Genomic DNA, 23776 nt, shown 5'->3' on the forward strand with positions numbered 1-23776 from the left:
TTAGATTAAAAAACCTTACAGAGACAATGAAGGAAAATGACTGAATTAGGTAAAAAGTAAATTCAAAGGGTTGGGAATTAGGAATTGAAAGATTTAGGGAAATTGTAGGTGGCGCCACTCCATCGACTAGTAATCCTGAAAACTTTACAAAGTCCGGTATTCCTTGGATTACACAAAAGATTTGTCTTTGGACAAATCTGTATATATTCTAGAGGGTTAACTGATATCACAGAATTAGGTTATAAAAGTTCAAGTACCAAAATAATGCCGATTGGTTCTGTACTATTTACTTCCCGAGCTCCTATCGGTTACGTTGCAATTGCCGCTGAAGAGGTTTCAACGAATCAAGGTTTTAAATCAATTGTTCCTTTGAAAACAGTACCAAGCGAGTTTCTTTATCTCTTATTGAAAAGGTTGGTGCCAATAATTGAAAGAAATGCAGGTGGTACAACATTCAAAGAAATTTCTACTAGTGGTATCTCGAAGATAAAGATTATAAAACCTTCCGAACTAATTTTAAAGAAATTTGAAAAGAAGTAAAACCAATATTTCGGAAGATAAAATCTGCAGAAAAGAAAATAAATTGCTTAAAGAAAAAAGATTTATTAATACATCAACTAGTTAGATGCAAACCTTAAACAATTTTCTGCTATTAAAAATACAAAAAGCGTCTACCTTAGTAGACGCTTATTATGTATTAAATTAAACCCGAACAAAGTGTACCTATAAATTCCGGCACTCCTTCCCCGTACAAACCGTAAAGGTTTATTTTCCTTGACATTAATATACAATACTTCAGTTCAGTTGGTCAACAATTTTGCTGAAAAATGTATATGCACTTACTAAACCCAGGTTTTGTTGATAAAATCTTTATTTCTTTTATTCTTTCCATAAGTTCAAGTAAATCTTGATTTGATTCTTTTGATACCTTCACTAATGATGTAATTTTCATAAAATATAAAACTGCTACCAGATCATGAATTTTACGGTTTTCAGTTTATGATTTCTCATAGTACTTGAGATTGAAGAAATTTCTAATACATAATCAGAAATTACTTTTGTAGCTCTGTCAGCTCTATTTTCAGCAATATCCATTAAAATAGCTTGATTATGGGCAGCCGCATTATGAATATTCTTTACATGCTTTATCACTTTAGCAAGATTCAAAAATAATCATCATTTTAGTGATCTTATAAGTATAAAATTCTATAAAGCGAACGAAAATTCCAAATTGCATAGTTTCCAGTAGCACCCATATTGGAGGATCTTTTTAGATACCGTTTATATAATTTTTCATTATAGTGAGTTTTCGCTGCACTTCCAGGCATGCAATCATCAGCAGTTAAATTTTCATGTTTGAAAATCTATCTACAATATCATAGCCGTCAAGCTGTGTATTGTCGGTAATATCCTTCAATATTTTACTTTTAATGTATGTTCAATATCAAGACACATATGCAATAAGATATATCTCAACCGCATATCGATTGTTGATAGGTCATACAAATATGAAAATTCAAGATTGTTGTATTTACCAACTGAATTTTCGAGAAATTCCTCTTATAAAAGTTAATTTATAATAGTAGTTAGTATGTTGTAAAATGTTTTTGCATCCTCTTCATTAATGCCATTAAACTTAATGCCTTTTGCTTTCATATGAGTCATTAATTCTTCGTATGTATTTTTACTTTAAGTGTTCTATTCAGTGTAATGTTAATCCCCTAGGACACATTTCTTATTTAGTATATATCAATCGAATATCGTTATGCATAATCCTATTATTATTAAAAAAGGGGGTATTTTGAAAAGTTCTTTCTATTATAATAGCTTTGCTGGCTCTTCTTCGAGTGCTTTTACCAATTTATAAAAGCTAGTCTTTTTAACTCCGGCTTCTTGCATGGCTTCCACTGCAGTTAGTTCTCTAGCTTTCCATTTTCTATAAACCTCTTTAAATTCTTCTGAAACAAGAACAGGCGTCCTGCCAAACTGAATGCCATTTTGTAGCGCCAAGTCGATTCCTTCACGCTGCCGTTTTCGGATGCGTTCCCGTTCCTCTTCTGCCATCCAAGAAAGAATCTGCAAAACCAAGTCGGCAATAAAAGTTCCCATACTGTCTTTGTATTGCGTCGTATCCAGTAACGGCATATCCAACACCACAATATCGGCTTCAATGTTTTTCGTGAGATCATTCCATTCCTGGAGGATTTCCTCTTTGTTCCGGCCGAACCGATCCAAGGAGTGGATATACAAAATGTCGCCCTTCCGAATAACTCGTTTCAATAATTGATAGTTCGCTCGTTCGAAGTTCTTTCCACTTTGTTTGTCTAAATATATATCTCGTCCATTGATGCCCATTTTTTTCATGGCTTCCAATTGACGTCCTTCATTTTGATCTTTGCTGCTGACACGTATGTATCCAAATTTGCGATGTTCCATAATTCACCTCTATAAACGATTCTTTTCTCTCATTATACCTGAAAACCGTTCGTAAAAGTGTATGTAAATTCGCGAACGTTCGTAAAGTGTTTTTATACGTTTACGAACGTCTTTTCAGGTCATTTTCGGCTGTTTCCAAAGCGTTCGTAAAAGTGTACTTTTACGAACGCTTTTAATAAAGAACAACTTATACTAAGCATCTGAACTGAATTCCAAACGGTAGACACTTAAAATGTATTTGATATTGGGGGTTCTGTTCAGATAATCTAGTGTATAGCTCCTTTCAAATGTTAAGAATACTAATTATATTCACACAGCATACTTAGTGCTGATCTTTCAATATTTTTCCTTTAATGTCATCAAATATTCTAACATTTTTTTAAACTGAATATTTGGTATTTAATTAAACTCAAAGAAGACATTTATAAATAGGCTTTAATTTATTTGCAATTTTACTGGTTGCTCACTGTAATCAGACAACCGTGTCACTGCAGGTGATAAAATGGTTCTTCCGCAATTTTGGTGAAGTTTGTCGTAGGCGCCTTTGGAGAGTTTAATTCGTTTTTTTAAAAGAATATTAGTGAGTGTGATATCAAACTTTTAGACGAAGTAGATCAAAATTAGCTCGGCCATACATCTGTCGTTTGATTACTTTGATTCGATTTACAGGGCCTTCGATCAACCCATTACTCCATTGATAAACTATGGCATTCTGAACTGCCTGCCAATCCGACCGCAAATAATGTTCAAACTGGTTCAGCTCCTTGATTCCAGTTTTTTTGTGCGTTCGATCCAGGCTGCCAACGCATCCGATTCTCTTTGGATGCGCATAATCTGCTGAAACTGGTCGAGGAGTAGCTGTAATTCTCTTAGCTCCACATTCTTTTTTTAGAAGCAAGTCGATTGCATGCTTCTCCTGCCCTTCGGGCAGCTTTGACCACAAGTAACTGTGGAGCTTCTGCCTTGGCACCTTATGGATTTTCTGACTTTGTTCGTTGTTACCTTGGTGTTTCTGTAACTTATGGAGGTAGTCTTTCAATCTCGAAAATGATTTTTGGTAGCCCTTTTTCTGTAGTACTTCAAAAATACGTTTTCGTGAAACATCTTGCTTTACTAAAGAAACAATAAGCGAATAATACGGATCGGCGCTATGGGTTCGATTCCGTTGTATCTGAGGCGGCCTTTCCATACTCACATATCGAGATACGGTTTTATGGTTAAGCGAGAATATTCGGCAGAGGTCTGCTATTCGTACACCCTTCCGCTATTGGTGCTGCACTTGTTGGATGAGCTGCCACTTCTTTTCTTCGCTTTCTGTCAATATCTTATCGTAGGATTTAGGAGAAGACTCTGTCGTGGTGCTTTCTTTCCAACTGATTCCCAAAGGGAATTTTCGTTTCAGGAACTAATCGATGCGTTTATTAAGGTTATGAAACAAGTGCCACCTGTCGGTTACTTGGATCGCCTTCGGCACTCCTGTCGAAAGGGCTTTTGCGTATTCCGTCGAGCCATTCCTTGACGAAACTCGAAATGGAAGGATGTTTCTTCAACCAATTACTGACCACTTTTTCTTTCCGACTTTCCAACAACTCAATTGGCCGTTTCTGTTCAAGATCGCAAATAATGGTTCCGTATCTCATACCTCGTTTCAAGGCCCAGTCATCCAGTCCAATCACACGTGGCTCTGCTATGGCGGGCAGTTGTTTGGCATCTCCACTAAGTGGGATCACGTATTTCGAAGAGATACAACTCGCTGCTTCAGCACTAAGAGAAAAAGTGAGCTGCCGAAAGAAAGCAGCTAACCGCAAGGTTTTTCAATCATAGGCGTTCAACCATTCCGGCCGTCGCTCTGTAAAGATACGCTGGTGGCAGTCGGACTGGTGATAGAAGAATTTGCGAGCTCTTACATGCAGGGAAACAGGCATTGAATGAAGCGGTGTATCCTTGAGTGTCCGCCAATATCGGCTGTGAATCCGGCAGGAAATATGGCGGCACGCCGGACAACGGCTCCCATGCTGAACAGATTCCATATAGAAATGAAAGGCATCATTAGAAACAGAAACGTGCAAGACGGTCCAAGTTGGGTAGAAGAACTGCAGATTCATGGTTTAACGCCCCCTTAAGAATTTTTACTACTATAATTCCCAAAAAGAGGCTTCACCAAAATTGCGGAAGAACCAAAATTAAACCGCCGTTGACAAAATTCAATTTCTTAAAAAAATTTTTAAGCTATAAAATTAATTTTAAAAAGGGAAAAAATGTAATTAACTTGACGGTATTTATTTTTATTGTATAATTAATTAATTGGCAGAAAACATAAAATTTTGTATCATTTTATTCAATTTTTAAAATAATACTTTGAACTAAAACTAATTTAAAACATAAGAAAAATAGAAAAGGATGATTATAATGAAAAATTTGAGTTAGGAAAATTTTGTGTCTCCCATAAAACCGAATAAATTAAAGAAGAGTAGCGAATTTTTATCTTATTTAAATGAAAGAAATTTAGACGATTTATTAATTGTTAATTCATTTGAAGAGGGGAAAAGTTTAATTGAATCTCTAAGGTTGCTTGGTTTTAAGGTTAATTTTTTTTGTTGTTATAGGTCTTCTGATGTGCAAAAAAAAATATGGAAATTATTATAGAAAGTTCTTTAAAACTTAAAAGATTCCGCAACAATAACTCACAAGTGATAGCTTTTACTAGAAAAGTATTATACAAGTACTATCAATATTTAAAATAGTACTTGAGCTCTTTGTCAATAATTTTGATGAAGGAAATTTTCTCAAAGATCGGTTTAAAATTCAGATAGTATAGCAAAGTGTATAATAATTTTCGTCAAGGTCAAAATATTTTTGTAGAGATGTCACATGATGATTTTGTGAGGGATTTTTCTATCAATCAATTTACCATTATTTTCATCATTAGATTATATACCCTGAGCACGCTATAATAGTTGATGGAGAAAACATGATGGAGATACCGCTTTTAAGTTTTTATTGTTTAAAAGTGGGATATTATAATTTTAATGTTCTCTTATAATTCATAGGTGAAAATATTTTATATGATAAACCAAAATTTTTATCAAATCTTCAGTTAGGTTTATGACCTAATAATACATGAGGTTTTCCGACTATAACTTAGATTAAGACTTCAAAATTACTCTAATGGTGAGAATTTAATAGAAGTGATATTAGTAGATGAATTCTGTAATTATACCTGTCTTAGAAAAGTCGATATAATTAAGTTTGACAGTGAAGACGATGAAAAGGAGTTATGGTGGCTAAGGAGATTATTACTGATTTAAAACTGATTTATCAATTTATTTATATCATAAAGAAACGCATTTATGGGATACTTTCTTAATGATTAGCCTGTTAAACAAGTACATATGAAATTTATTTAGACACCATATTAGTACCCTTATGAGACTATATTATATACATCGATTAAGTAGGGAATGCTAATTTTGATCTTACTTAAGATTCGTTAAATTTTTATAAATATTGAATGGAGGAAAAGTGAAATCCATATTACAAACTATGCCATACCCTGATGAGTATACTCTGGTTTTAATTAAACCAGATGGAGTAGAAAAGGAAGCAATTAATTATGTAATTAAGTCTATAGAAGAGCTAGACTTAAAATCATTCAAAAAGGTATTTGCAATTAACACCAAAAGTAGTTAGAGAAATCTTATTCATTCTATTGATAGATTCACAAAATATATGTCTCGCTCTAAAGTATTTGCTATTCTAGTGTATGAAACAATGCTTTCACAAATTAAGAGTATAAAGCCAATAATAAGAAAAATGAACAGTGTAGAAGTTGAGAATATTCTACATTCACCTGAATCAGGCAACGAATACGACATGCAAATGCGAAATTTTTCCGGAACTTAATATGGAGATTACAATAATTTTGCTGATATGTTTGTAAAGAAAATTTATCAACTGATTACAATGAGTTTGAAATAAAGCTTAAAAATCTGTCAAAGTACAAGCGAAAGTACTCAGCTTTATTATACCTTCAGATATTTATAATGAAATTCAAAAACTTTTAAAATTTATAAATAGTAATAATAAGTTAAAACCCTTTTTATTAGAATGGAGTATGAAGTTTTTCAAAGAGTATAATTATAAAATACTAGGTTACTTTTATTGGAAACAATTGTAGAAGATATAGATGAGCATAATGAAGACCTTTATATTGACCCTAAAGATGTCATTAATTTAATTAACAAAATGGTGGTACTTTTTCTATCAGCAACTACTCATCTTTTAATTATCAGATAATTACTTTGATGAATTATGGGATAGTGGCCTCAAAGGTGCCATCGTGTCCATCCAAGATATACGTTAAAGGAGACAGACTTTTGAGAGAAGAGACTAAGGGTAAAGGAAAATGTATGAGTGGAGGAAGTGGCGGTATATCAACACCTGGTAGATATGGTATCTCCTACGAAATTTTCATGAGTTATTCGCAATAGGAAATAATATTGATAATAATGCCGAATGGATACTAGGATGAACTAGTTTCAAAGAGACTAAATAAACGATATTGCAGAAATTAAAATCACTTAATTTTTACTTTCTGATGTACTTGGTTTCAAGGTTATCTTACTAATCACTTAGACATTTATATCAACTAGGTTATCTTGACTTTAGGCATAGAACATTTTTCCTTGTTTATAGTTGTTGTGTTCACTATGTTATACAGGAATTGAAAAGGATCTTTCTTTGTGTTGTGTGCACTCGAGTCTTGTAGTTTCCATTTAATACGAATAATATTTACCGAAAATTATAATAGTATTATTTTAACGAAAAACTAGGGGTTCAGTATGAATATTGTACTCATTTTGCCTGAAAAGCATATCAATCATTTGTTCACGGAGAAGTGTGGGAGAAGATATAGATTCATTAGGTATAAAAAGCTATTGAAAGTTTAGAGGGGTATAATTGTGAAATTCTGACTTCTAACATAATTAATTATTTGAATGGTATAAACAGGTTAGAGGAAAAACTTTCTGTTGCAATACATTTTGATTGGCCATCTGTCTTGATAGAGAAATGTAAAACATATTGTTTTTCAGCAATATTATGAAGATGTATATTACAACGAGTTGGACAGATTTTAAAACTTTGATTTAGTAATCACTAATAGCTATAATATTTCAAAAAGCATAAGGATATTTTGTATTTTCCTTTAGCAGTAGATACTGAGTTATTCTCTGTAGGAAAAATTGAATCACTAAAATCAGATGTAGTTTTTATAGGGAATACGAAAATGCGTGATGACGAATCTTATGAACAGTATTTAAAGCCAGCCACAAAATTCGATTTAAAATTTATGGTAATGGATGGGATAAAGAAGCCTTCAACTTTACAAACCATATTATGAAGGTATTATCAGTATAGAAGAGAATGGTAAAGGTCTACCAGTCTACTAATATAGTTTTATGTATACACAATAAAGCTTATATAGAAAATATGGCCTTATAACTAATAGGTTTTCCAAGCATTATCAACGGGGAAGGTATTAGTTTCAGACTTTCATCCTGCTATGATCGAGATGTTTCCTAATGAAAAGGGGTCATTTATACAAAAGGACATGAACACGGAACAAATCCTAGAGGAACTACTAAATGATCCGGAAAAAGAATGAAAATTGCTCAACAGGGTAGAAATGAGGTTTTGAAAAATCATACTTGGTTGAACCGATTGGATCCAGTATTTAAAAATCAGTAGACAATAAAGTCTTTAATTTAATGTATTGACTGGATTTTATTTTAGAAATTCAAAATCATTATACTAGATATAAATTTGTCAAATATACTTTTAAAATTTCCTTTGTACTCAAATTTTATGTAAAACAATTTAACATATTCAGTCTTCTATAGCCTTTCCATTAAGCTATCATTTAACTAAGATAATATATGCTTTCCTTAATAATATGACAAACATTTTAAATAATACAAATGATAAAGTACTTCGGTTCCATTATTTAAATGAATTCCTGTTGAAAATTAAGGTTCTTCTAAAAGTTCATTATTATTAAATTTCATATGGTCTGAAAGAAAAGAAAAGCCGAAATTTATCCGGCTACGGTAGTGACTCCTTAAAGTTAGAATTTTATTTATGCAGATAATTGGCTGGCATGCATCCGGTATTGGACCGGGCTCATGCCGGCCAATTTTTGTTTGATGCGTTCGTTGTTATAATAGTTTATGTATTGTACGATCCGCTGTTTTAATTCTTTGTAGCATACCAATGCTTATCCGTAATACATTTCCTGCTTCAAGAGGCCAAAGAAGTTTTCCATGGCCACATTATCGGCACAGGTTCCTTTTTGGGACATGCTTTGGAAGATCCGTTGCCCCTTCAATGCCTTCACCCACTTACGGTGCTGGTATTGCCATCACTGATCGGAATGGATAGTTGTCCGGTAGACCGCCTGCTTCTCGATAATCGGCAGGACCTGATGCAGCGATTCCAGAACGAAGTCGAGGGTCGGCCGTTTTGCCGTGCTTACCCCGATGATTTCGCCGTTGTAGAGATCCATGATCGGACTTAAATAAAGCTTTTCTTCTCCCGTGCACTTGAACTCCGTGACGTCGGTCGTCAATTTCTGAAGGCGTGCGGCGTGGAAAACCTGAGGTTCATCTGGTTTTTGGCGATGGTTCCAACTTTTCCTCTGTAAGATTTATAATGCAATTTATGGATGAATTTTCCTCATGTGAGATTCAACTCGTTCATGATGCGCTGCACTTTCTTGTGGTTGATGACAAGGCCAATCGCCTGTAACGCCAGGCGGATCCGGCGGTATCCGTAACGGCCTTCGTGCTTCTCAAACAATTCCAGGATCAGGTTTTTCCACTCCTAGTCGGGGTCTTCCGAGTTGAACCGTTGCCGGTGGTAATGGTAGGTCGCTTCCGTAACACCAACGATCTTCAGCACATCCTTTAATCGAAATCCTTCTTTGTGGAGTTCGAACGCCAGTGCTGCTTGTGCTTTTCGAGGAAGACATCCGGATTCTCCTGGAAAGCTTTTAACTTTTTTAAATACGCAACTTCTAAATGGAGAAGCTCATTCTCACGTTCGAGTTGTTCTTCCCGGGAAAAGGCCCTTTCAAGCTTGCCCGCAGTCGGTTTCGGTTTTTTAGACATGGAGGGCCGTCCTTTCGCTCGTTTTTCCAGGCCTTTTATCCCTTCCGTCAAAAACTTTTGGTTCCAATTCGTAATGAATGTCGGATTGTTCATCTCAAATTGGATCGCTGTGTCTTGGTAAGAAGCACCTGTTTGTTTCATAAAGTGTAATACATCCACCTTGAATTGAACAGAATACACCTGTTTCGTCTGCTTCCTGCGCAATCCTCCTTCTCCAAACTCTTGATAAGCGCGCATCCCGCGTTTAATAGGCGTAGAACTCGGAATTCCGTATTCTCGCGCTAAATATTCATACCCCAAAGATTTTTCCAAGTACTGCTTCACCAACAGCAGTTTGAAACCCTCACTATATTTCGCCATAGAAAAACACCGCTAAAGTTAGATTTGAACTCTAAATTTCGGGGTGCGCTAACTACCCCACCTGTAAAGTAGCTTAAGTGGGAAATTTTATTTTGGCTATAATCGGGAAAATTAAACCGGCATTCACATAACCCATGGATTTGCATTTCTTTTACTAGACTTGAATAGTCTTGCACATTTCAGTTTCTTGTGATGCCTTTCATTTGTATATGGAATCTACTCAACATCGGAGCCGTTATCTGACGTGCTGCCAAATTTCTTGTCGGAATCACAGCCGATATTGGTGCACCCTCAAGGATACACCGCTTCATTCAATGCCTGTTTTTCTCCATGCAAGGGCTCGGAAACTTTTCTGCCACCAGGACATCTTTACGGAGCGACGGCCGGAATGGTGGAAAACCTATAATCGAAAAACCATGCGATTACCTGCTTTCTTTGGGCAGATCGCTTTTTCTCTTAGTGCTGAAGTCGCGCATTGTATCTTTTCGAAATATGGGGCCCTACTTAGCGGAAAGGCCTTTCATTACTTGATTCGAAAAGAATAGCTGCTCCCGCGCATGATTGTGCTGGATGACTAGGCTTTGAAAAAAGGTATGAGATAGGGAGTCGTTATTTGCGACCTTGAACAGAGACGGCCATTTGAGTTGTTGGAAAGCCGTAAAGAAAAAGTGGTCAGTACTTGGTTGAAGCAATATCCTTCCATTCTAGTTTCGTGAAGAGATGACTCGGCGGAATATGTAAAACCTCTTTCAACAGTAGCATTGAAAGTGATTTAAGTAACCGGCAGGTGGCTTTTGTTTAATAATCTTAATAAACGCATCGAGCAGTTCCTGAACCGAAAGGCTCCGTTGGGAATCAGTTAGCAAGAAGGTACAGCGATAGAGCGTTCTCCTTAATCCAACGATAAGATATTGACAGAAAGTGAAGAAAAGAAGTAGCAGCTCAGCCAACAAGTGTAGGTCCAACACTGGAAGGTTACACAAATAGCAGACATCTGCAGAAAATTCTCGCTTGACCGTAAAACCTTATCTTGATATACCCGTATGGAAAGACTGTCTCAGGTGCAACGGAAACGGACCCATAGCGCCGATCCGTATCATTCGCTTATCGTTTATCTAGTAAGGCAAGATGTTTCACAGAAACAAATTTTCGAAGTACTACAGGAAAAGGCATACTAAAAATCATTTTAGACTTTGAAAGACAACCTCTTAAATTTGCAGAAACAAAAATATAATGAAATGATGAACAAGCTCAAATAATCTATAAGGTGCCAATCTGCATGATGGACAAGAGAAAAAGATAATCGACCAGTTTCAAGCAGATTATGCGTATACTAAGAGAACCGGGTGCGTTGTCTGCCGGAATTGGACGCATAGAAAAACCTAAATTAAGGTGCTGAAACAGTTTGGACATTACTTGCGGTCGGATTGGCAGATAGTTCAGAATGCTCTATTTCACCAATGGAGCAATCGTTTGGTTCAGGGACACGTGAATCGTATTAAAGTTATCAAAAGGTAAATGTATGGCCGGGCAAAATTCAACTTACTTCGTCAAAAAGTTTTATATTATTCTCGCTAATGCTTTCTTAAAAAAGTAAATAAACCTCCAATTTATGATGAAGACAAACTTCGCCAAAAACGTGGAAGAACCAAAATTAGACCGGCGTTGACATGATATATACTATTCTTAAAAGGAGCAGGTGTCGTAGTAGAAAAATAGAAGAAACTTTTACAATTAGAGAATTCCATCAAAAGAACATTCATTAAGAAATATTGCGTAAGTGATAGGTTTTGACCAGAAAACTATATAAGGTGGTTTACAAAAGCTATCTCGAAGCTCTATGCGGATGAAACGACTAAGCAAGATACTGATAATGCTTGTATAAACGTTAGACAAAATAGATTTCTAATTATTAAGATAATTTAGGTTTTAACAAATATAAGATTCATCTCCTTATAAATATGAAGATTGTGATAGGCTACAGCTATTTATAAAAGGGAGAACAGAACAAACAGATTCATAAAATACGGAGAGGTTTTAAAGTTGTAAGTAGAATTGTTTTATATTAACTCGATTAAGAAAAACCTTAATATGTCAGAAATAATATAAAACAATATATCTAGAAGAGGTCGAAGTAATTTGAAGAATTTTACATCACAGTTATATAACTGTGCAAAGAAGTTTAAACCCTTTCGATATTTCATATTTCAGTGACTATTCTATAGTAGCATTCAAATTGACTGATGCATATTTACGCGGGTAGTTAGAGGTACAGGTGAACTTCAAAGAAGCTGTGGAAAATACGTTAATCCATCACATGAATGGACAGCCAGAGAAGTTCCACTGATTAAGGCCATGAATTTTTACCAGGTCTGCCACCTTATTTATCACACAGTTCCATTTGCTTTACCACGATTTGTCCCACCATTTACCAAACCAACCACAAAGCCCTATAGACCAAGAGTTATAAGTCTGCAGGACTTGCTTTGTTTCTTTTTATGCATTGGGCAATGAGTTCTTATCTCTGTCCTAAACCATGGCACTCACGCATCGGTATATCTCCATCGATCATGAGTTGGTAGAAGTCGTGGATGATCCGGTCGAGAATGGCTTCTGCAATTGCTTCATTTCCCAGCTTCACATGCCAGTTTGAGAATTTGTTCTTTGTTCAAGTGGCTATCGGCGTGATACGCGATGTTTTCAATGCAGACAATGGAATCTAAAAAGGCACCTACATTAATCAACCGCTGAAGTTTATTATTTTTCCGGCGCGAGGTACTCCAAATCTACAAGCAACGAAAAACGCTCATCAAAAGCCATCTGTTGAAAATTTCGCTTGGACACTTGTTCCTCATAGGCCTCTGCCATGACATTTAATTTCATGTCGTTCAGCTTGTTCATCGTCTGCTCATTCATGCGTGTCCCTCGTAATAGGCTGCTCCGCGAGTGAAGCCATAATTAGTCGTGGTGGTTTCCATCTTTCTTTTCAGTTCCTATTCTGCATCGCGTTTCTTATTATTCGCCAGCAGTGTTTGTACGCTTTTGGCCGTAGGTCTTGCAGTCATAGAGATAATCATTTTACAAGTCCGTTCAATCTCATACTTGAAGTAGCGTCGCTCTGTTTTCTTCAAGGAAAAGATCAATTGTAAGGCCAATTTTCCGGTGCTTTCACCGATGCTTTCAGCCAAATCCTTCGCATTTTTGGGTATCTAGTCGACATAGAGATTGTGGGTGTCGGGGGTTGTCTTGCCATATAATCGTTTATGAGAAGCGCTCCGCATATTGTTAAAGTAAATCTCGACAGGATTATTGGTGAGGCACACTTCGACATGACGATTGATGTATTCGTTGGGAACGATAAAATATAATCTCGACAGACATTTGATAATCCGGCCGCACTTTAGCCATCTTCCATTCAGACATTTTGTAGAATGCGGGGGCAGAGGGGAAAGCGCAAATTTCTTTTCTTCTTCAAATAACTCCCTTGCTTTCTGGTGAAAGGCCGTTGGTTGAACTCATCCCACTTTTTTTGATTTCTTCATTCAGTTACTCAATACTGAAACACTGTGTGTTTCGAAGTGCTGCGATGACCCAGACCGAAATGATACCGACTGATCCCTCGACACTGGCTTTCAAATTATTCGGAGTAACGATCTGCGTACTCCTGCCGAAATAGGCAAAAGCATAAATATGGGCCATGATCCTGGGAGACAAATTCATGGATAACGTGGCGACAACGTCGCCACAAAGACACATGTCTTCACTTTCTCGCCCGTACCCCGGTCAATAATGAAGGCAGTAGAGCCGGCCCAATCCACTTTCATAATCTCCCTAGGTTTCCGGCGTATTCGCAATGTAGCTTTATGCTTATTCGCATAGCTACTGTAGTGGCGGACAAAAGTTCGGTAAGAGTAAGGGATTTTCTTGTTCATCCGTCATTTAGTCTCATATTCATGGTGAAGTAGTGAGAGCGTGACATTAAGCTTGGCAAGTTCCTAGTGAATACGATCAAAGTTGAGTGGCTTTCTTCCAGAGGCTTCCACTGACTTCTCAAGAAATAAGAATTACTCAATCAATTTGTCGGTCAGCTCTTCCTCTAAAGGACCTTTAACCTCAAAATCCTGGTATATTGAGGCATAAAAAATACCTCCTATAAAAAATGTCACATAAATAGGTGTGCCCATCAATTATATACAGGTATCAGATCGTTTGATGCATATCGTGTCATTCAGTGGTACATTATTTGTAAATTATTGGTAAAAAAGATGGCGGGTGTGGCTTATTTTAGTGGCTGTAATCAGTCCTACATTACCAATAGTGTAAGACGTCAAAAATACGTAAATATTATCCAAACTCAGATTAGCTTGCAAACTCAGTTAGATTTTGAGTAAATGGTCGTAAAAATAATATAGTTAGAAAACAAATATCTTTATCTCATTGCATTTATCCTTTCACGTTTCAGTTATAAATATGTAGAATGGCTCTATCGGTCTCTTCGGAAAATGGAGGTCATGAGTGCTATGAAGATGCCTTTACGTGTTGCAAATAAGGGTGTAAAGGAAAAAGTACGATTCTGAAAAATTTCATGAATTCCGATCACAAAGGTGGAAACACTGGCGAAACTAATTTTTGAAACACTACTGGCCAAAAGGCATACAAGGAGTAGATAGAAATCTGTTTATATGAAGTGAATGGAATATTCATATAAACGTCGCATTTCTAATAATCCTTGGATATTTGCCAATGAACTAAATAGATTTTACAACACACTTAAAAGTGAATAATGTAAGGGAATTCCAAGTGAGTACCTTGATGTATTTCAACGGTCAAAAAATTTAAGTTCTCTACGATTATGTGAAAACGGTGGTTATTGCGCATATATCCGCAGAAATCCGCTTCAAGCTCGGCTTCTCACTTACCATAGCCCAACATCTAAAAGGGTAAGGCTTATTAGACTTAGACAAAAGGGAATTTTGAATAAGAGGTCTACTATACTATGTATAGAAATGTCAGTAAATAAGTCCTCTCAAAAGATAATTTTAATTTTAAAAGCTAACTTCAAAGTCATTTTTAACTAATCATCTTGAACTTCGATGCTTTTATTTTTTCTCAAACTTTTAGGTTAAGCTTTTGAACTAAGGACAGTGATATAATTTCTTCCCAGTCATTGCTAATTCTAATAATATCAGTCTCTCTTGTTTGAGAACCAGATTGAATCTCAATAATTTCTAAGGAGGTGAGTGCTTTAATCGAATGCTTACTACCAGAAGGTATATGGAATGTCTTTCCTACAACAGCATCGAAAATCTGATTATCAATGACAAGTATTCCTTTGCCGTCTATAATAGTCCATGTTTCATCACGGTGTTCGTGAAACTGATAACTTATGTTGTTATTTTCTTTAATATGAAGTTTTTAGTTAGTATATGTTGCCCGGCAGAATTAATACTATGATCTAGTATTTTATACCAGCCCCAATTTTTCTACAAACAAGTCATTACAATCGTCACCATATAGATCGACAGCATCTTTTATAAGGTAAGCCTCATCTTTAGAACAAACTAATATACCGTTAATACTTGCAGATACTACGGCATTTTGTATACCCTGAACAATAATTGGAATCTCTAATTCATTAAAAGATGAGTATTTTCAGAGTTTGAATCGTTCCTTTTCCGATTATGTTTTGGTTTAATTCTTGGGTTATACTATCCCAAGTACCAAGGTCTTTCCATTTTCGGAATACTTTGTATAAAATATCTGTTCTGTTTGTGCCAGCACTTGATAATCGAAAGATATATTAGAATTTCGTTATATTTAGTTAAAAGCTCATTATAAGTTAAAGGTAAATTTAAGTTTTCAACCATGTGATAATAATTTCACTGGTGAAAATACTAACCCCACTATTCCATAACGCTCCATTTTCAATTAATGTCTGCGCCTGTAGTTTAGTAGGTTTTCAACATAAAGTTTAACTTGTCCATCTTCATTGTTAAGTAGCTCATTTTAAGAGGTAAAATGTATCCATACTTCTCAGAAGGCGAAGTTGGGTTAACACCTATCAACGAAATTGATGAATTCTTTTTCTCACATATATTTTTAATACACTCTATAAAAGAATGATCAACCAAAATATCTACGGAAAGATGCATATCGGTTCTTCAGAAGTAACCGAGTCGTTTTCAAGCATATATAAAACACTTAAAGCCACAGCTCGAATGTATCTCTAGTTTCTGGTTCAATTACTGTAGGGATTATGTCATTTAATTGATCTTTCAAAATATTTAATTGATTAATATTAGTAGCAATTACAGTAGAGCTTTCTAAATTAGCTTTTCTTAATTGATAATATATTCGTTCAAAGGAAGATATATTTTATTCTCGTTAAACTCACCTTTTAATACTTTTAAAATTGTTTTGGTCTAGTTTTATTAGAGGTTGGCCACAATCGCTTTCCTGAACCTCCGGATAATAAAATTATTTTCATGAAATCTTCTCCTTAAATATGAATTATTGGTATTTTATTCTATTATAATATAAAAGTATGGGTTAGTTAAAATTTAGAATATTTTACTAAATAAAGTTGATAAATCAAAATAACCTAGTTATAAATATCACAAAATAGGATAATGAGGTATGCATCAAAAGTAAAATGTATAGTCGAACCAATTTTTAATCTTGTCAACGCCGGTTTAATTTTGGTTCTTCCGCAATTTTGGTGAAGTGTGTCGTAGGTGCCTTTGGAGAGTTTAATTTGTTTTTTTAAAAGAATATTAATGAGTGTGATATAAAACTTTTAGACGAAGTAGATCAAAATTAGTTCGACCATACATCTGCCGTTTGATTACTTTGATTCGATTCACATGGCCTTCGACCAATCCATTACTCCATTGATAAACTATGGCATTTTGAACTGCCTGCCAATCCGATCGCAAATAATGTCCAAACTGGTTCAGCTCCTTGATTCCAGTTTTTTCTGTGCGTTCAATCCAGGCTGCCAACGCATCCGGTTCTCTTTGGATGCGCATAATCTGCTGAAACTGGTCGAGGAGTAGCTGTAGTTCTCTTAGCTCCACATTCTCTTTTAGAAGCAAGTCGATTGCACGCTTCTCCTGCCCATCGGGCAGCTTTGACCACAAGTAACTGTGGAGCTTCTGCCTTGGCACCTTATGGATTGTCTGACTTTGTTTGTTGTTACCTTGGTGTTTCTGCAACTTGTGGAGGTAGTCTTTCAATGTCGAAAATGATTTTTGGTAGCCCTTTTCCTGTAGGACTTCAAAAATACGTTTTCGTGAAACATCTTGCTTTACTAAAGAAACAATAAGCGAATAATACGGATCGGCGCTGTGGGTTCGCTTCCGTTGTATCTGAGGCGGCCTTTCCATACTCACATATCGAGATACGGTTTTACGGTTAAGCGAGAATGTTCGGCAGAGGTCTGCTATTCGTACACCCTTCCGGTATTGGTGCTGCACTTGTTGGATGAGCTGCCACTTCTTTTCTTCGCTGTCTGTCAGTATCTTATCGTAGGATTTAGGAGAAGACTCTGTCGTGGTGCTTTCTTTCCAACTGATTCCCAAAGGGAATTTTCGTTTTAGGAACTGATCGATGCGTTTATTAAGGTTATGAAACAAGTGCCACCTGTCGGTTACTTGGATCGCCTTCGGCGCTCCTGTCGAAAGGGCTTTTGCATATTCCGTCGAGCCATCCCTTGACGAAACTCGAATGGAAGGATGTTTCTTCAGCCAATTTGAACCGCACCCCAAATGGTAGACACTTTAAAAAAAGTGACCCATTTGGGGTTTTCTATTTTCTGACCCCGGTATACTAAATTTAGTGAACTTGGACGGGAGAAGATCAGATGAGTAAAATTACTTTCAATGAACACCAACAACGGGTCCTGGAGGCAAATCCGAATGTCGCTTCCGTCTCCGATCGAGCGATTCAATATACGCCAGAATTCAAAATCCACGCGGTGAAAGAATACCAGACAGGCAAAGGCCCGGCCCAGATATTTAGTGAAAATGGATTTGATTTAACTGTTATTGGATCCAAAAAAGCGAGCTCATCCTTGAACCGGTGGCGGACGACGTTCAGGCTTTATGGAGAAGACGCTTTTTTCGAAGAGCGTCGTGGGAAAAACAGTACGGGCCGCCCTTCTGAGAAAGATCTTTCAGCTGAGAAAAAGCTGGAGAAAGCAGAAGCACGCATCAAATACTTAGAAGCCGAAAATGAGTTGCTAAAAAAGCTCGAGGAACTCGAGAGGCAGGCGAAGAAACGCAGCTGACCCCAGCGGAAAAATTTGAAGCCATCAATGCGGTGGTTCGGAAATTCCAACTGAAGAGGTTGGTAGAAACCCTTTGCCGCACAGCGGGAGTGAGCCGGAGTGGCTATTACGCTTGGCTGGAGAAAGTGGAACAGCACGCTATTCGCGAAGAACAGGATTACCAGGATTACCTGTTGCTCAAAAGCATCTACGATGCGCATCATGGGAAAATCGGGTATCGCACCTTTTACATGGTCCTCTCTGAACTCTTGGAAACGCCGATGAATCACAAGAAAATCTTACGCCTCGTGCGCAAATTCAATCTCTTTGCCAAAATCCGGCGAGCGAATCCCTATAAGCAGATCGCCAAAGCCACACAGGAACACACCGTCTGCCCTAATCTGTTGGACCGTAAGTTTGAACAAGATGAACCCGGCAAGGTATTCGTCACCGATATCACGTATCTACCCAACCGTTCAGGGCAAATGGCGTATCTGTCCGCCGTAAAAGATTTCGCCACCCGTGAAATCGTCGCCTATGAAGTGACAACGACGCTTACGATGGAACTTGTGTATCGGACGTTACGAAAACTGAAGGAGGCATTGGATGGCAATGTTCATCCGGAAGCGATGATTCATTCCGATCAAGGCTTCCACTATACCCACCCTGAATACCAACAACGTGTGAAAGAGATGAAATTGACCCAATCAATGTCCCGCCGGGGCAACTGCCTCGACAACGCCCCCATCGAATCTTTTTTTGGCCACTTTAAAGATGATGTCGATGTGAAACAAGCAACCAGTCTGGATGAATTGAAAGAGCTGGTGGATGTATACATGGCGTATTACAACGGAACACGCAAGCAATGGAATCTAAAAAAGATGACTCCGTCACAATGGTCTTACCCCCGTCAAATAGACTGCTGTAATCAAGATGACTGCTTATTAAGCAGCCTTTGTTCGATATTCAATCGGACTCAGGTTGCTTAATTTTTTTGAAACCGTTTGTGATTGTAATACCATATGTATCGCTCAACTGCGTCTATCACACTGCTTTTCTCCGTAAATACCTTCCGATAAAAACACTCTGTTTTAAAATGGCTAAAAAAGCTTTCGATACAAGCATTGTCATAACAATTTCCTTTTCTAGACATACTGATCTTCATGTCGTAATGCAGTAAAAGGTTACTATACTTTTTAGAAGTGTATTGGTAGCCTTGATCACTATGTACAAGCATGCCTACGGCATTTCGGTGTTTAGCTGCGGCTTTTATAGTATTAAGCACTAAGTTGAGATTATTTTGTCCACTAATTTGATAGGCCACAATCTCATTGTTATAAAGGTCCATAACCGCGGAAAGATATAGACGATTTCCATTAAAGGTGAGATAGGTGATATCGGTTGCCCGCTTTTCATTTGGTTTACTGGAAGAAAATTCACGGTTCAATTGGTTTTCACTAACCGTATGCTGGTCCTTGATTCCGAAATGTCTCCACTTTTTCTTTCGAATCTTAGCTTGAATTCCAAGCTTTTTCATTAAGCGATAAACTCGTTTATGATTAATGTTTAATCCGTAATTTCTTTTTAACCATGTTTGTACCCTTGGGTAACCATAATTACCATTCACATCCGGATCTTTTTCACACTCTAAAATTTTAGACATAATAAACTGATCTGCGCGTTGTTTTTCGGACGGATTTGTTCTTCTTCTCTTCCATTTATAGTAGCCGCTTCTTGAGACTCCAGCGATTTCACATAGCATCCCTATCGGGAAATGGTGCTTCAAAGAATAAATAATTCCAAATTCTACTGCCTTTTCTCGGTTAATCTCATCTCCTTTTTCACTTCTAAGAGCTTTTTTAGATATGCGTTTTCTGCTTCCAAGCGTTCTATCTTTTCATCGCTTGTATTTGAAGAGTCTTGAATTGTGCTAGAGGCCTTTCCTCTCTTTTCCTGTAAACCGATAAGCCCCTCTTTTTTATAATGGGCAATCCATCGGTCCACTATAGAATAAGTAATGTCTAATTCTTTCCCAATCCGTTTACTTCCCATTCCTCTATGCAAATACATTTCAATTGCTTTCATTTTAAACTCTGCTGTAAACGTTCTTCTCTTTTTTTCCATAGAAAAATCCCCTCCAATATAACAGTAGGCACCTTTCTTCCTACTGTCTACACTAAGGGGATAATACCACAATACCGGAGTCATCTGATTGCAGCCTAGCTGCAGGGTACCTTTTTTATAAACTGTCCATTAAATGGGGCGCGGATCAATTACTGACCACTTTTTCTTTCCGACTTTCCAATAGCTCAATTGGTCGTTTCCGTTCGAGATCGCAAATAATGGTTCCGTATCTCATACCTCGCTTCAAGGCCCAGTCATCCAGTCCAATCACACGTGGCTCTGCTATCGCGGGCAGTTGTTCTTTTCGAATCAAGTAAAGAAAGGCATCTCCACTAAGTGGGGCCCCGTATTTTGAAGAGATACAACTCGCTGCTTCAGCACTAAGAGAAAAAGCGAGCTGCCGAAAGAAAGCAGCTAACCGCAAGGTTTTTCGATCATAGGCGTTCCACCATTCCGGCCGTCGCTCTGTAAAGATACGCTGATGGCAGTCGGACTGGTGACAGAAGAATTTGCGAGCTCTTACATGCAGGGAAACAGGCATTGAATGAAGTGGTGTATCCTTGAGTGTTCTCCAATATCGGCTGTGAATCCGGCAGGAAATATGGCGGCACGCCGGACAAAGGCTCCCATGTTGAATAGATTCCATATACAAATGAAAGGCATCATTAGAAACAGAAACGTGCAAGACGGTCCAAGTCGGGTAGAAGAACTGCAGATTCATAGTTTAACGCCTCCTTAAGAATTTTTACTACTATAATTCCCAAAAAGAGGCTTCACCAAAATTGCGGAAGAACCGATAAAATACCCAATAACGCCGTTTTAGAATTCCCCATTTATCAAGGATAATCGACATATACCACGTTGCAGAGGAGTATGTGTCGATGTTGAAAATGGAGGAATTTTTTATGATTCGGGAACTGCACCAAAAAGGGTGGTCATTAACGGCCATCGCTAAAGAGACCGGTTTCGACCGGAAAACCGTAAGGAAATACATAAATGCCGAACAGCTCCCTCGGAGCTCCAAGCGAACGAAACGGACAAGTAAGTTAGATCCGTAAACCTTATCTGCTTCAACGGATTCAGGAAGGCGCCACCAACTGTGTGGTATTACTCGAGGAGATTCGGGCGCAAGGGTTTGACGGAAAAAGTACGATCTTGAAAGATTATGTGCAGCCGCACCGGGAACAGCCGAAGAAACAGGCGACCCGGCGCTTTGAGACGCCACCTGGCCAACAGGCACAGATGGATTGGGCAGAAGTCGGGTTATACGAAGTCGATGGACGCCTTCAAAAAATCTATGCGTTTTTGATGGTGCTGGGGTATTCCCGAATGAAGTACATCGAATTTACAACCGATATGAAATTGGAAACCTTAATGAAATGCCACATGAATGCCTTCGCCTATTTCAACGGCATTCCAAATCAAGTTCTCTATGACAATATGAAAACGGTGGTTATCCGGCATACACCGGCAGAAATTCGCTTCAACCAAAAGTTTGAAGATTTTCTCGCTTACTACGGTGTCACACCCAAAGCGTGCAAACCCTATCGCCCCCAAACGAAAGGGAAAGTCGAACGAACGGTCGATTACATGAAGCGTAACTTCTTTCAACGACGGCATGAACCGACACTTGAAGCGTTGAACCAGGACATGCACAACTGGCTGGATCAGACCGCGAACAAGAAAAAGAATGAAACGACCCAGGAACCGCCGGTTCAGCGCTGGCAAAAGGAACAATCTTTTCTACAGGCCTGGGGAACGAAGGAGTTGTTCCCGACCACGCATTGGAAAATGCGTGAAGTCAGTCGCGACTGTTTCGTCTCCTACTTGGGGAATAAGTATTCCGTTCCGTTTCGATATGCCGGTCATCAAGTGAAAATCAAGGTGACGCTGGAGAAGCAATTGGAGATCTTTGATGAAGTGGAATGCATTGCGCAACACCCGATTCTTTCGGGTGAAACACGGACTCATGTCCGCTTTGAACATTACGAGGGGATGCAAGAGGCAAAAGAAAAAGAGCGAAAACAACAGAATCCCATCGGTTTGGCGACCCAGGATTCAAGCGTTTCCACTCCTTACGTTGAAGCACGTTCCCTCGCAGCTTACGCCGCCTTTGAAGGAGGTGATTTCGAATGAAATCCCTTCTGGAAGAACGGCTTCATCAGCTGAACTGGTCGCATACGGCCAGTCAGCTCGATGATTTGGTTGAGAACGCTTCTACCCATAATGTATCATATTTCGACTTTTTACACACGGTCGTTTCCGGAGAATGGGAACACCGAGAATCCACCGAATTGAACCGAAGAATTCACCGGGCGAAACTCCCTTACACCAAAACCATCCATGATTTTGATTTGGCATTCCAACCGAGTCTTAACGAGCAACGCATCAATGAAACACTGACCTGTCGGTACATTGCGAATGGCGAAAATCGGCTTCTCCTGGGACCGCCAGCTGTCGGCAAGACGCATCTGGCGATCGCTTTTGCATTGGAAGCTCTCACCCAAGGCTATAGTGTCCTCTTCCTTACCGCAGCCGATCTGGTCGCGGAATGTCACAAGGCCGAGGCCAAAGGGACGGTCTCCCGTCTCATCAAGAAATAGACACGACCGGATTTGATCGTGTTGGACGAAGTCGGCTACTTTCCGTTTGACGAGTTCTCGGCGAATATCTTTTTCCAGGTCATCTCGAAGAGATATGAGCACGGTGCGATGATCCTAACCTCGAACAAATCATTTATTGAATGGGGGAAGGTGTTCGGAGATGATGTCCTAGCCACGGCCATTCTCGACGGTCTGCTTCACCATTCGGTGACCTTTAACATCAAAGGGGATTCTTATCGCCTGAAGGAAAAGAAAAAAGCCGGTATTTATTCGGCTACCCCACCTGCAAAGTAGCTCAAGTGGGGAATTTTATTCCGGCTATAATGGGGAAAATTAAATTAAACCGGCGTTGACACATAGCGTTATAGCCAATATTTTATATGGAGAAGGGGCTTGTGCTGAGCCAGATTCTTAAGGTAGGTGGCTTCTTAAATCATGAGTCTTGACTATAGAGGCTCCATGTTAAATTAACTTTGAGTCTGTGTTTATCCACTTTAAAGCTGTGTACTTTTTCTTTGCTATTTCGGTACTTTCCGATTATTTAATACAGGTGTTTACCAGATGAATTCTGTGGTATTTGTACTAACCTTCGTCTTTTTCATGGAGCTCCAAAACTAACGCTTACATTTTAAATAAGATTTTCAAAACGAATCATTCACAACGGCAATGATACATCGCTCCCAGTAGTGGCTCAAAAGACATTCAAATAAGATTTTTCATTCACCAATATCAAAAAAACGGTAGCAAAAATGATTGAAAAGTAAGTAACTAAATTTAAAGAGAGGCTATTACAAAGAAATGTATTGTAAAATCATATCTTA

17 protein-coding genes and 4 pseudogenes are annotated in these 23776 nt (G+C 38.0%); 4 read left to right on the forward strand and 17 right to left on the reverse strand.

Going from position 1 to position 23776, the window contains the following annotated elements; genetic code table 11:
• Positions 1-108: 108 nt before the first annotated feature.
• Positions 109-540: a restriction endonuclease subunit S gene (locus CW734_RS00535; protein ID WP_232786990.1), complete on the forward strand. Its 432-nt coding sequence runs from the start codon at positions 109-111 to the stop codon at positions 538-540.
• Between the two features lie 873 nt (positions 541-1413).
• On the opposite strand, the pseudogene CW734_RS19835 reads toward CW734_RS00535, so the two are convergent.
• The 14 genes and pseudogenes from CW734_RS19835 to CW734_RS00610 form a co-directional block, all read right to left on the reverse strand.
• Positions 1414-1542, reverse strand: a pseudogene (locus CW734_RS19835) (Abi family protein); the annotation flags it as partial.
• Positions 1543-1818: 276 nt separating this feature from the next.
• Positions 1819-2436, reverse strand: a complete 618-nt coding sequence (locus tag CW734_RS00550; RefSeq protein WP_101189034.1) for a recombinase family protein — start codon at positions 2434-2436, stop codon at positions 1819-1821.
• 592 nt (positions 2437-3028) lie between these two features.
• A complete protein-coding gene (locus CW734_RS19320) occupies positions 3029-3625 on the reverse strand; it encodes a transposase (RefSeq protein ID WP_101189035.1) in 597 nt (198 codons plus the stop codon).
• 238 nt (positions 3626-3863) lie between these two features.
• Positions 3864-4112, reverse strand: a complete 249-nt coding sequence (locus CW734_RS00560; protein WP_101189036.1) for a transposase — start codon at positions 4110-4112, stop codon at positions 3864-3866.
• 138 nt (positions 4113-4250) lie between these two features.
• On the reverse strand, positions 4251-4541 hold the full coding sequence (locus tag CW734_RS19840) for a transposase family protein (RefSeq protein ID WP_101189037.1): 291 nt from the start codon (positions 4539-4541) through the stop codon (positions 4251-4253).
• Positions 4542-8572: 4031 nt separating this feature from the next.
• Positions 8573-8707 carry an IS3 family transposase gene (locus CW734_RS19845; RefSeq protein WP_101189039.1) on the reverse strand — a complete coding sequence of 45 codons (135 nt, stop codon included), beginning with the start codon at positions 8705-8707 and terminating at the stop codon, positions 8573-8575.
• 147 nt (positions 8708-8854) lie between these two features.
• Positions 8855-9061 (reverse strand): DDE-type integrase/transposase/recombinase, encoded by a 207-nt coding sequence (locus CW734_RS18160; protein WP_145990581.1) that lies wholly within the window; start codon positions 9059-9061, stop codon positions 8855-8857.
• Between the two features lie 107 nt (positions 9062-9168).
• Entirely contained in the window at positions 9169-9303 is a 135-nt protein-coding gene (locus CW734_RS00580; protein ID WP_101189040.1) for an IS3 family transposase, read from the reverse strand.
• A 95-nt stretch (positions 9304-9398) separates the two neighbouring features.
• The gene (locus CW734_RS00585) at positions 9399-9962 is read right to left on the reverse strand and encodes a helix-turn-helix domain-containing protein (protein WP_101189041.1); all 564 of its coding nucleotides are present in this window, start codon (positions 9960-9962) and stop codon (positions 9399-9401) included.
• 2518 nt (positions 9963-12480) lie between these two features.
• Complete coding sequence (locus CW734_RS19525) at positions 12481-12603, reverse strand: hypothetical protein (protein WP_219622759.1); 123 nt, start codon at positions 12601-12603, stop codon at positions 12481-12483.
• 116 nt (positions 12604-12719) lie between these two features.
• A complete protein-coding gene (locus CW734_RS19530) occupies positions 12720-12878 on the reverse strand; it encodes an ATP-binding protein (RefSeq protein ID WP_219622760.1) in 159 nt (52 codons plus the stop codon).
• A 2193-nt stretch (positions 12879-15071) separates the two neighbouring features.
• Positions 15072-15368, reverse strand: a complete 297-nt coding sequence (locus tag CW734_RS19850; RefSeq protein ID WP_101189051.1) for a cupin domain-containing protein — start codon at positions 15366-15368, stop codon at positions 15072-15074.
• Between the two features lie 1000 nt (positions 15369-16368).
• On the reverse strand, positions 16369-16449 hold the full coding sequence (locus tag CW734_RS18165; protein ID WP_232786993.1) for a sugar phosphate nucleotidyltransferase: 81 nt from the start codon (positions 16447-16449) through the stop codon (positions 16369-16371).
• Positions 16450-16735: 286 nt separating this feature from the next.
• Entirely contained in the window at positions 16736-17728 is a 993-nt protein-coding gene (locus CW734_RS00610; RefSeq protein ID WP_101805000.1) for a transposase, read from the reverse strand.
• A 95-nt stretch (positions 17729-17823) separates the two neighbouring features.
• Between CW734_RS00610 and CW734_RS00615 the strand changes: the two are divergent.
• Positions 17824-19127 (forward strand): annotated as a pseudogene (locus CW734_RS00615) (IS3 family transposase); the annotation flags it as partial.
• A gap of 86 nt (positions 19128-19213) precedes the next feature.
• Here the strand turns inward: CW734_RS00615 and CW734_RS00620 are convergent.
• The 3 genes from CW734_RS00620 to CW734_RS00630 all read right to left on the reverse strand — a co-directional run bounded on the left by CW734_RS00620 (position 19214) and on the right by CW734_RS00630 (position 21073).
• Positions 19214-20095 carry an IS3 family transposase gene (locus CW734_RS00620; protein ID WP_145990577.1) on the reverse strand — a complete coding sequence of 294 codons (882 nt, stop codon included), beginning with the start codon at positions 20093-20095 and terminating at the stop codon, positions 19214-19216.
• Positions 20035-20352, reverse strand: a complete 318-nt coding sequence (locus tag CW734_RS00625; protein WP_101189044.1) for a transposase — start codon at positions 20350-20352, stop codon at positions 20035-20037. Before CW734_RS00625 ends, CW734_RS00620 begins: the two co-directional genes overlap by 61 nt.
• Positions 20353-20497: 145 nt before the next feature.
• Entirely contained in the window at positions 20498-21073 is a 576-nt protein-coding gene (locus CW734_RS00630) for a transposase family protein (protein ID WP_101189045.1), read from the reverse strand.
• 160 nt (positions 21074-21233) lie between these two features.
• Here CW734_RS00630 and istA point away from each other — a divergent pair.
• Positions 21234-22488 (forward strand): annotated as a pseudogene (gene istA / locus CW734_RS00635) (IS21 family transposase).
• Positions 22485-23249 (forward strand): annotated as a pseudogene (istB, locus tag CW734_RS00640) (IS21-like element helper ATPase IstB). The pseudogenes istA and istB overlap by 4 nt, the downstream one beginning before the upstream one ends.
• Positions 23250-23776 lie beyond the last annotated feature (527 nt).

Source organism: Planococcus sp. MB-3u-03, assembly GCF_002833405.1.
GTDB lineage: Bacteria > Bacillota > Bacilli > Bacillales_A > Planococcaceae > Planococcus.

Excerpts from the sequence above, each read along its gene's own strand:
- CW734_RS00550 (WP_101189034.1), bottom strand. The coding sequence starts at position 2,436 with ATGGAACATCGCAAATTTGGATACATACGTGTCAGCAGCAAAGATCAA.
- CW734_RS19320 (WP_101189035.1), bottom strand. The coding sequence starts at position 3,625 with ATGGAAAGGCCGCCTCAGATACAACGGAATCGAACCCATAGCGCCGAT.
- CW734_RS19840 (WP_101189037.1), bottom strand. The coding sequence starts at position 4,541 with ATGAATCTGCAGTTCTTCTACCCAACTTGGACCGTCTTGCACGTTTCT.
- CW734_RS00585 (WP_101189041.1), bottom strand. The coding sequence starts at position 9,962 with ATGGCGAAATATAGTGAGGGTTTCAAACTGCTGTTGGTGAAGCAGTAC.
- CW734_RS19530 (WP_219622760.1), bottom strand. The coding sequence starts at position 12,878 with ATGAATGAGCAGACGATGAACAAGCTGAACGACATGAAATTAAATGTC.
- CW734_RS18165 (WP_232786993.1), bottom strand. The coding sequence starts at position 16,449 with ATGAAAATAATTTTATTATCCGGAGGTTCAGGAAAGCGATTGTGGCCA.
- CW734_RS00625 (WP_101189044.1), bottom strand. The coding sequence starts at position 20,352 with ATGGAAAAAAAGAGAAGAACGTTTACAGCAGAGTTTAAAATGAAAGCA.
- CW734_RS00630 (WP_101189045.1), bottom strand. The coding sequence starts at position 21,073 with ATGAATCTGCAGTTCTTCTACCCGACTTGGACCGTCTTGCACGTTTCT.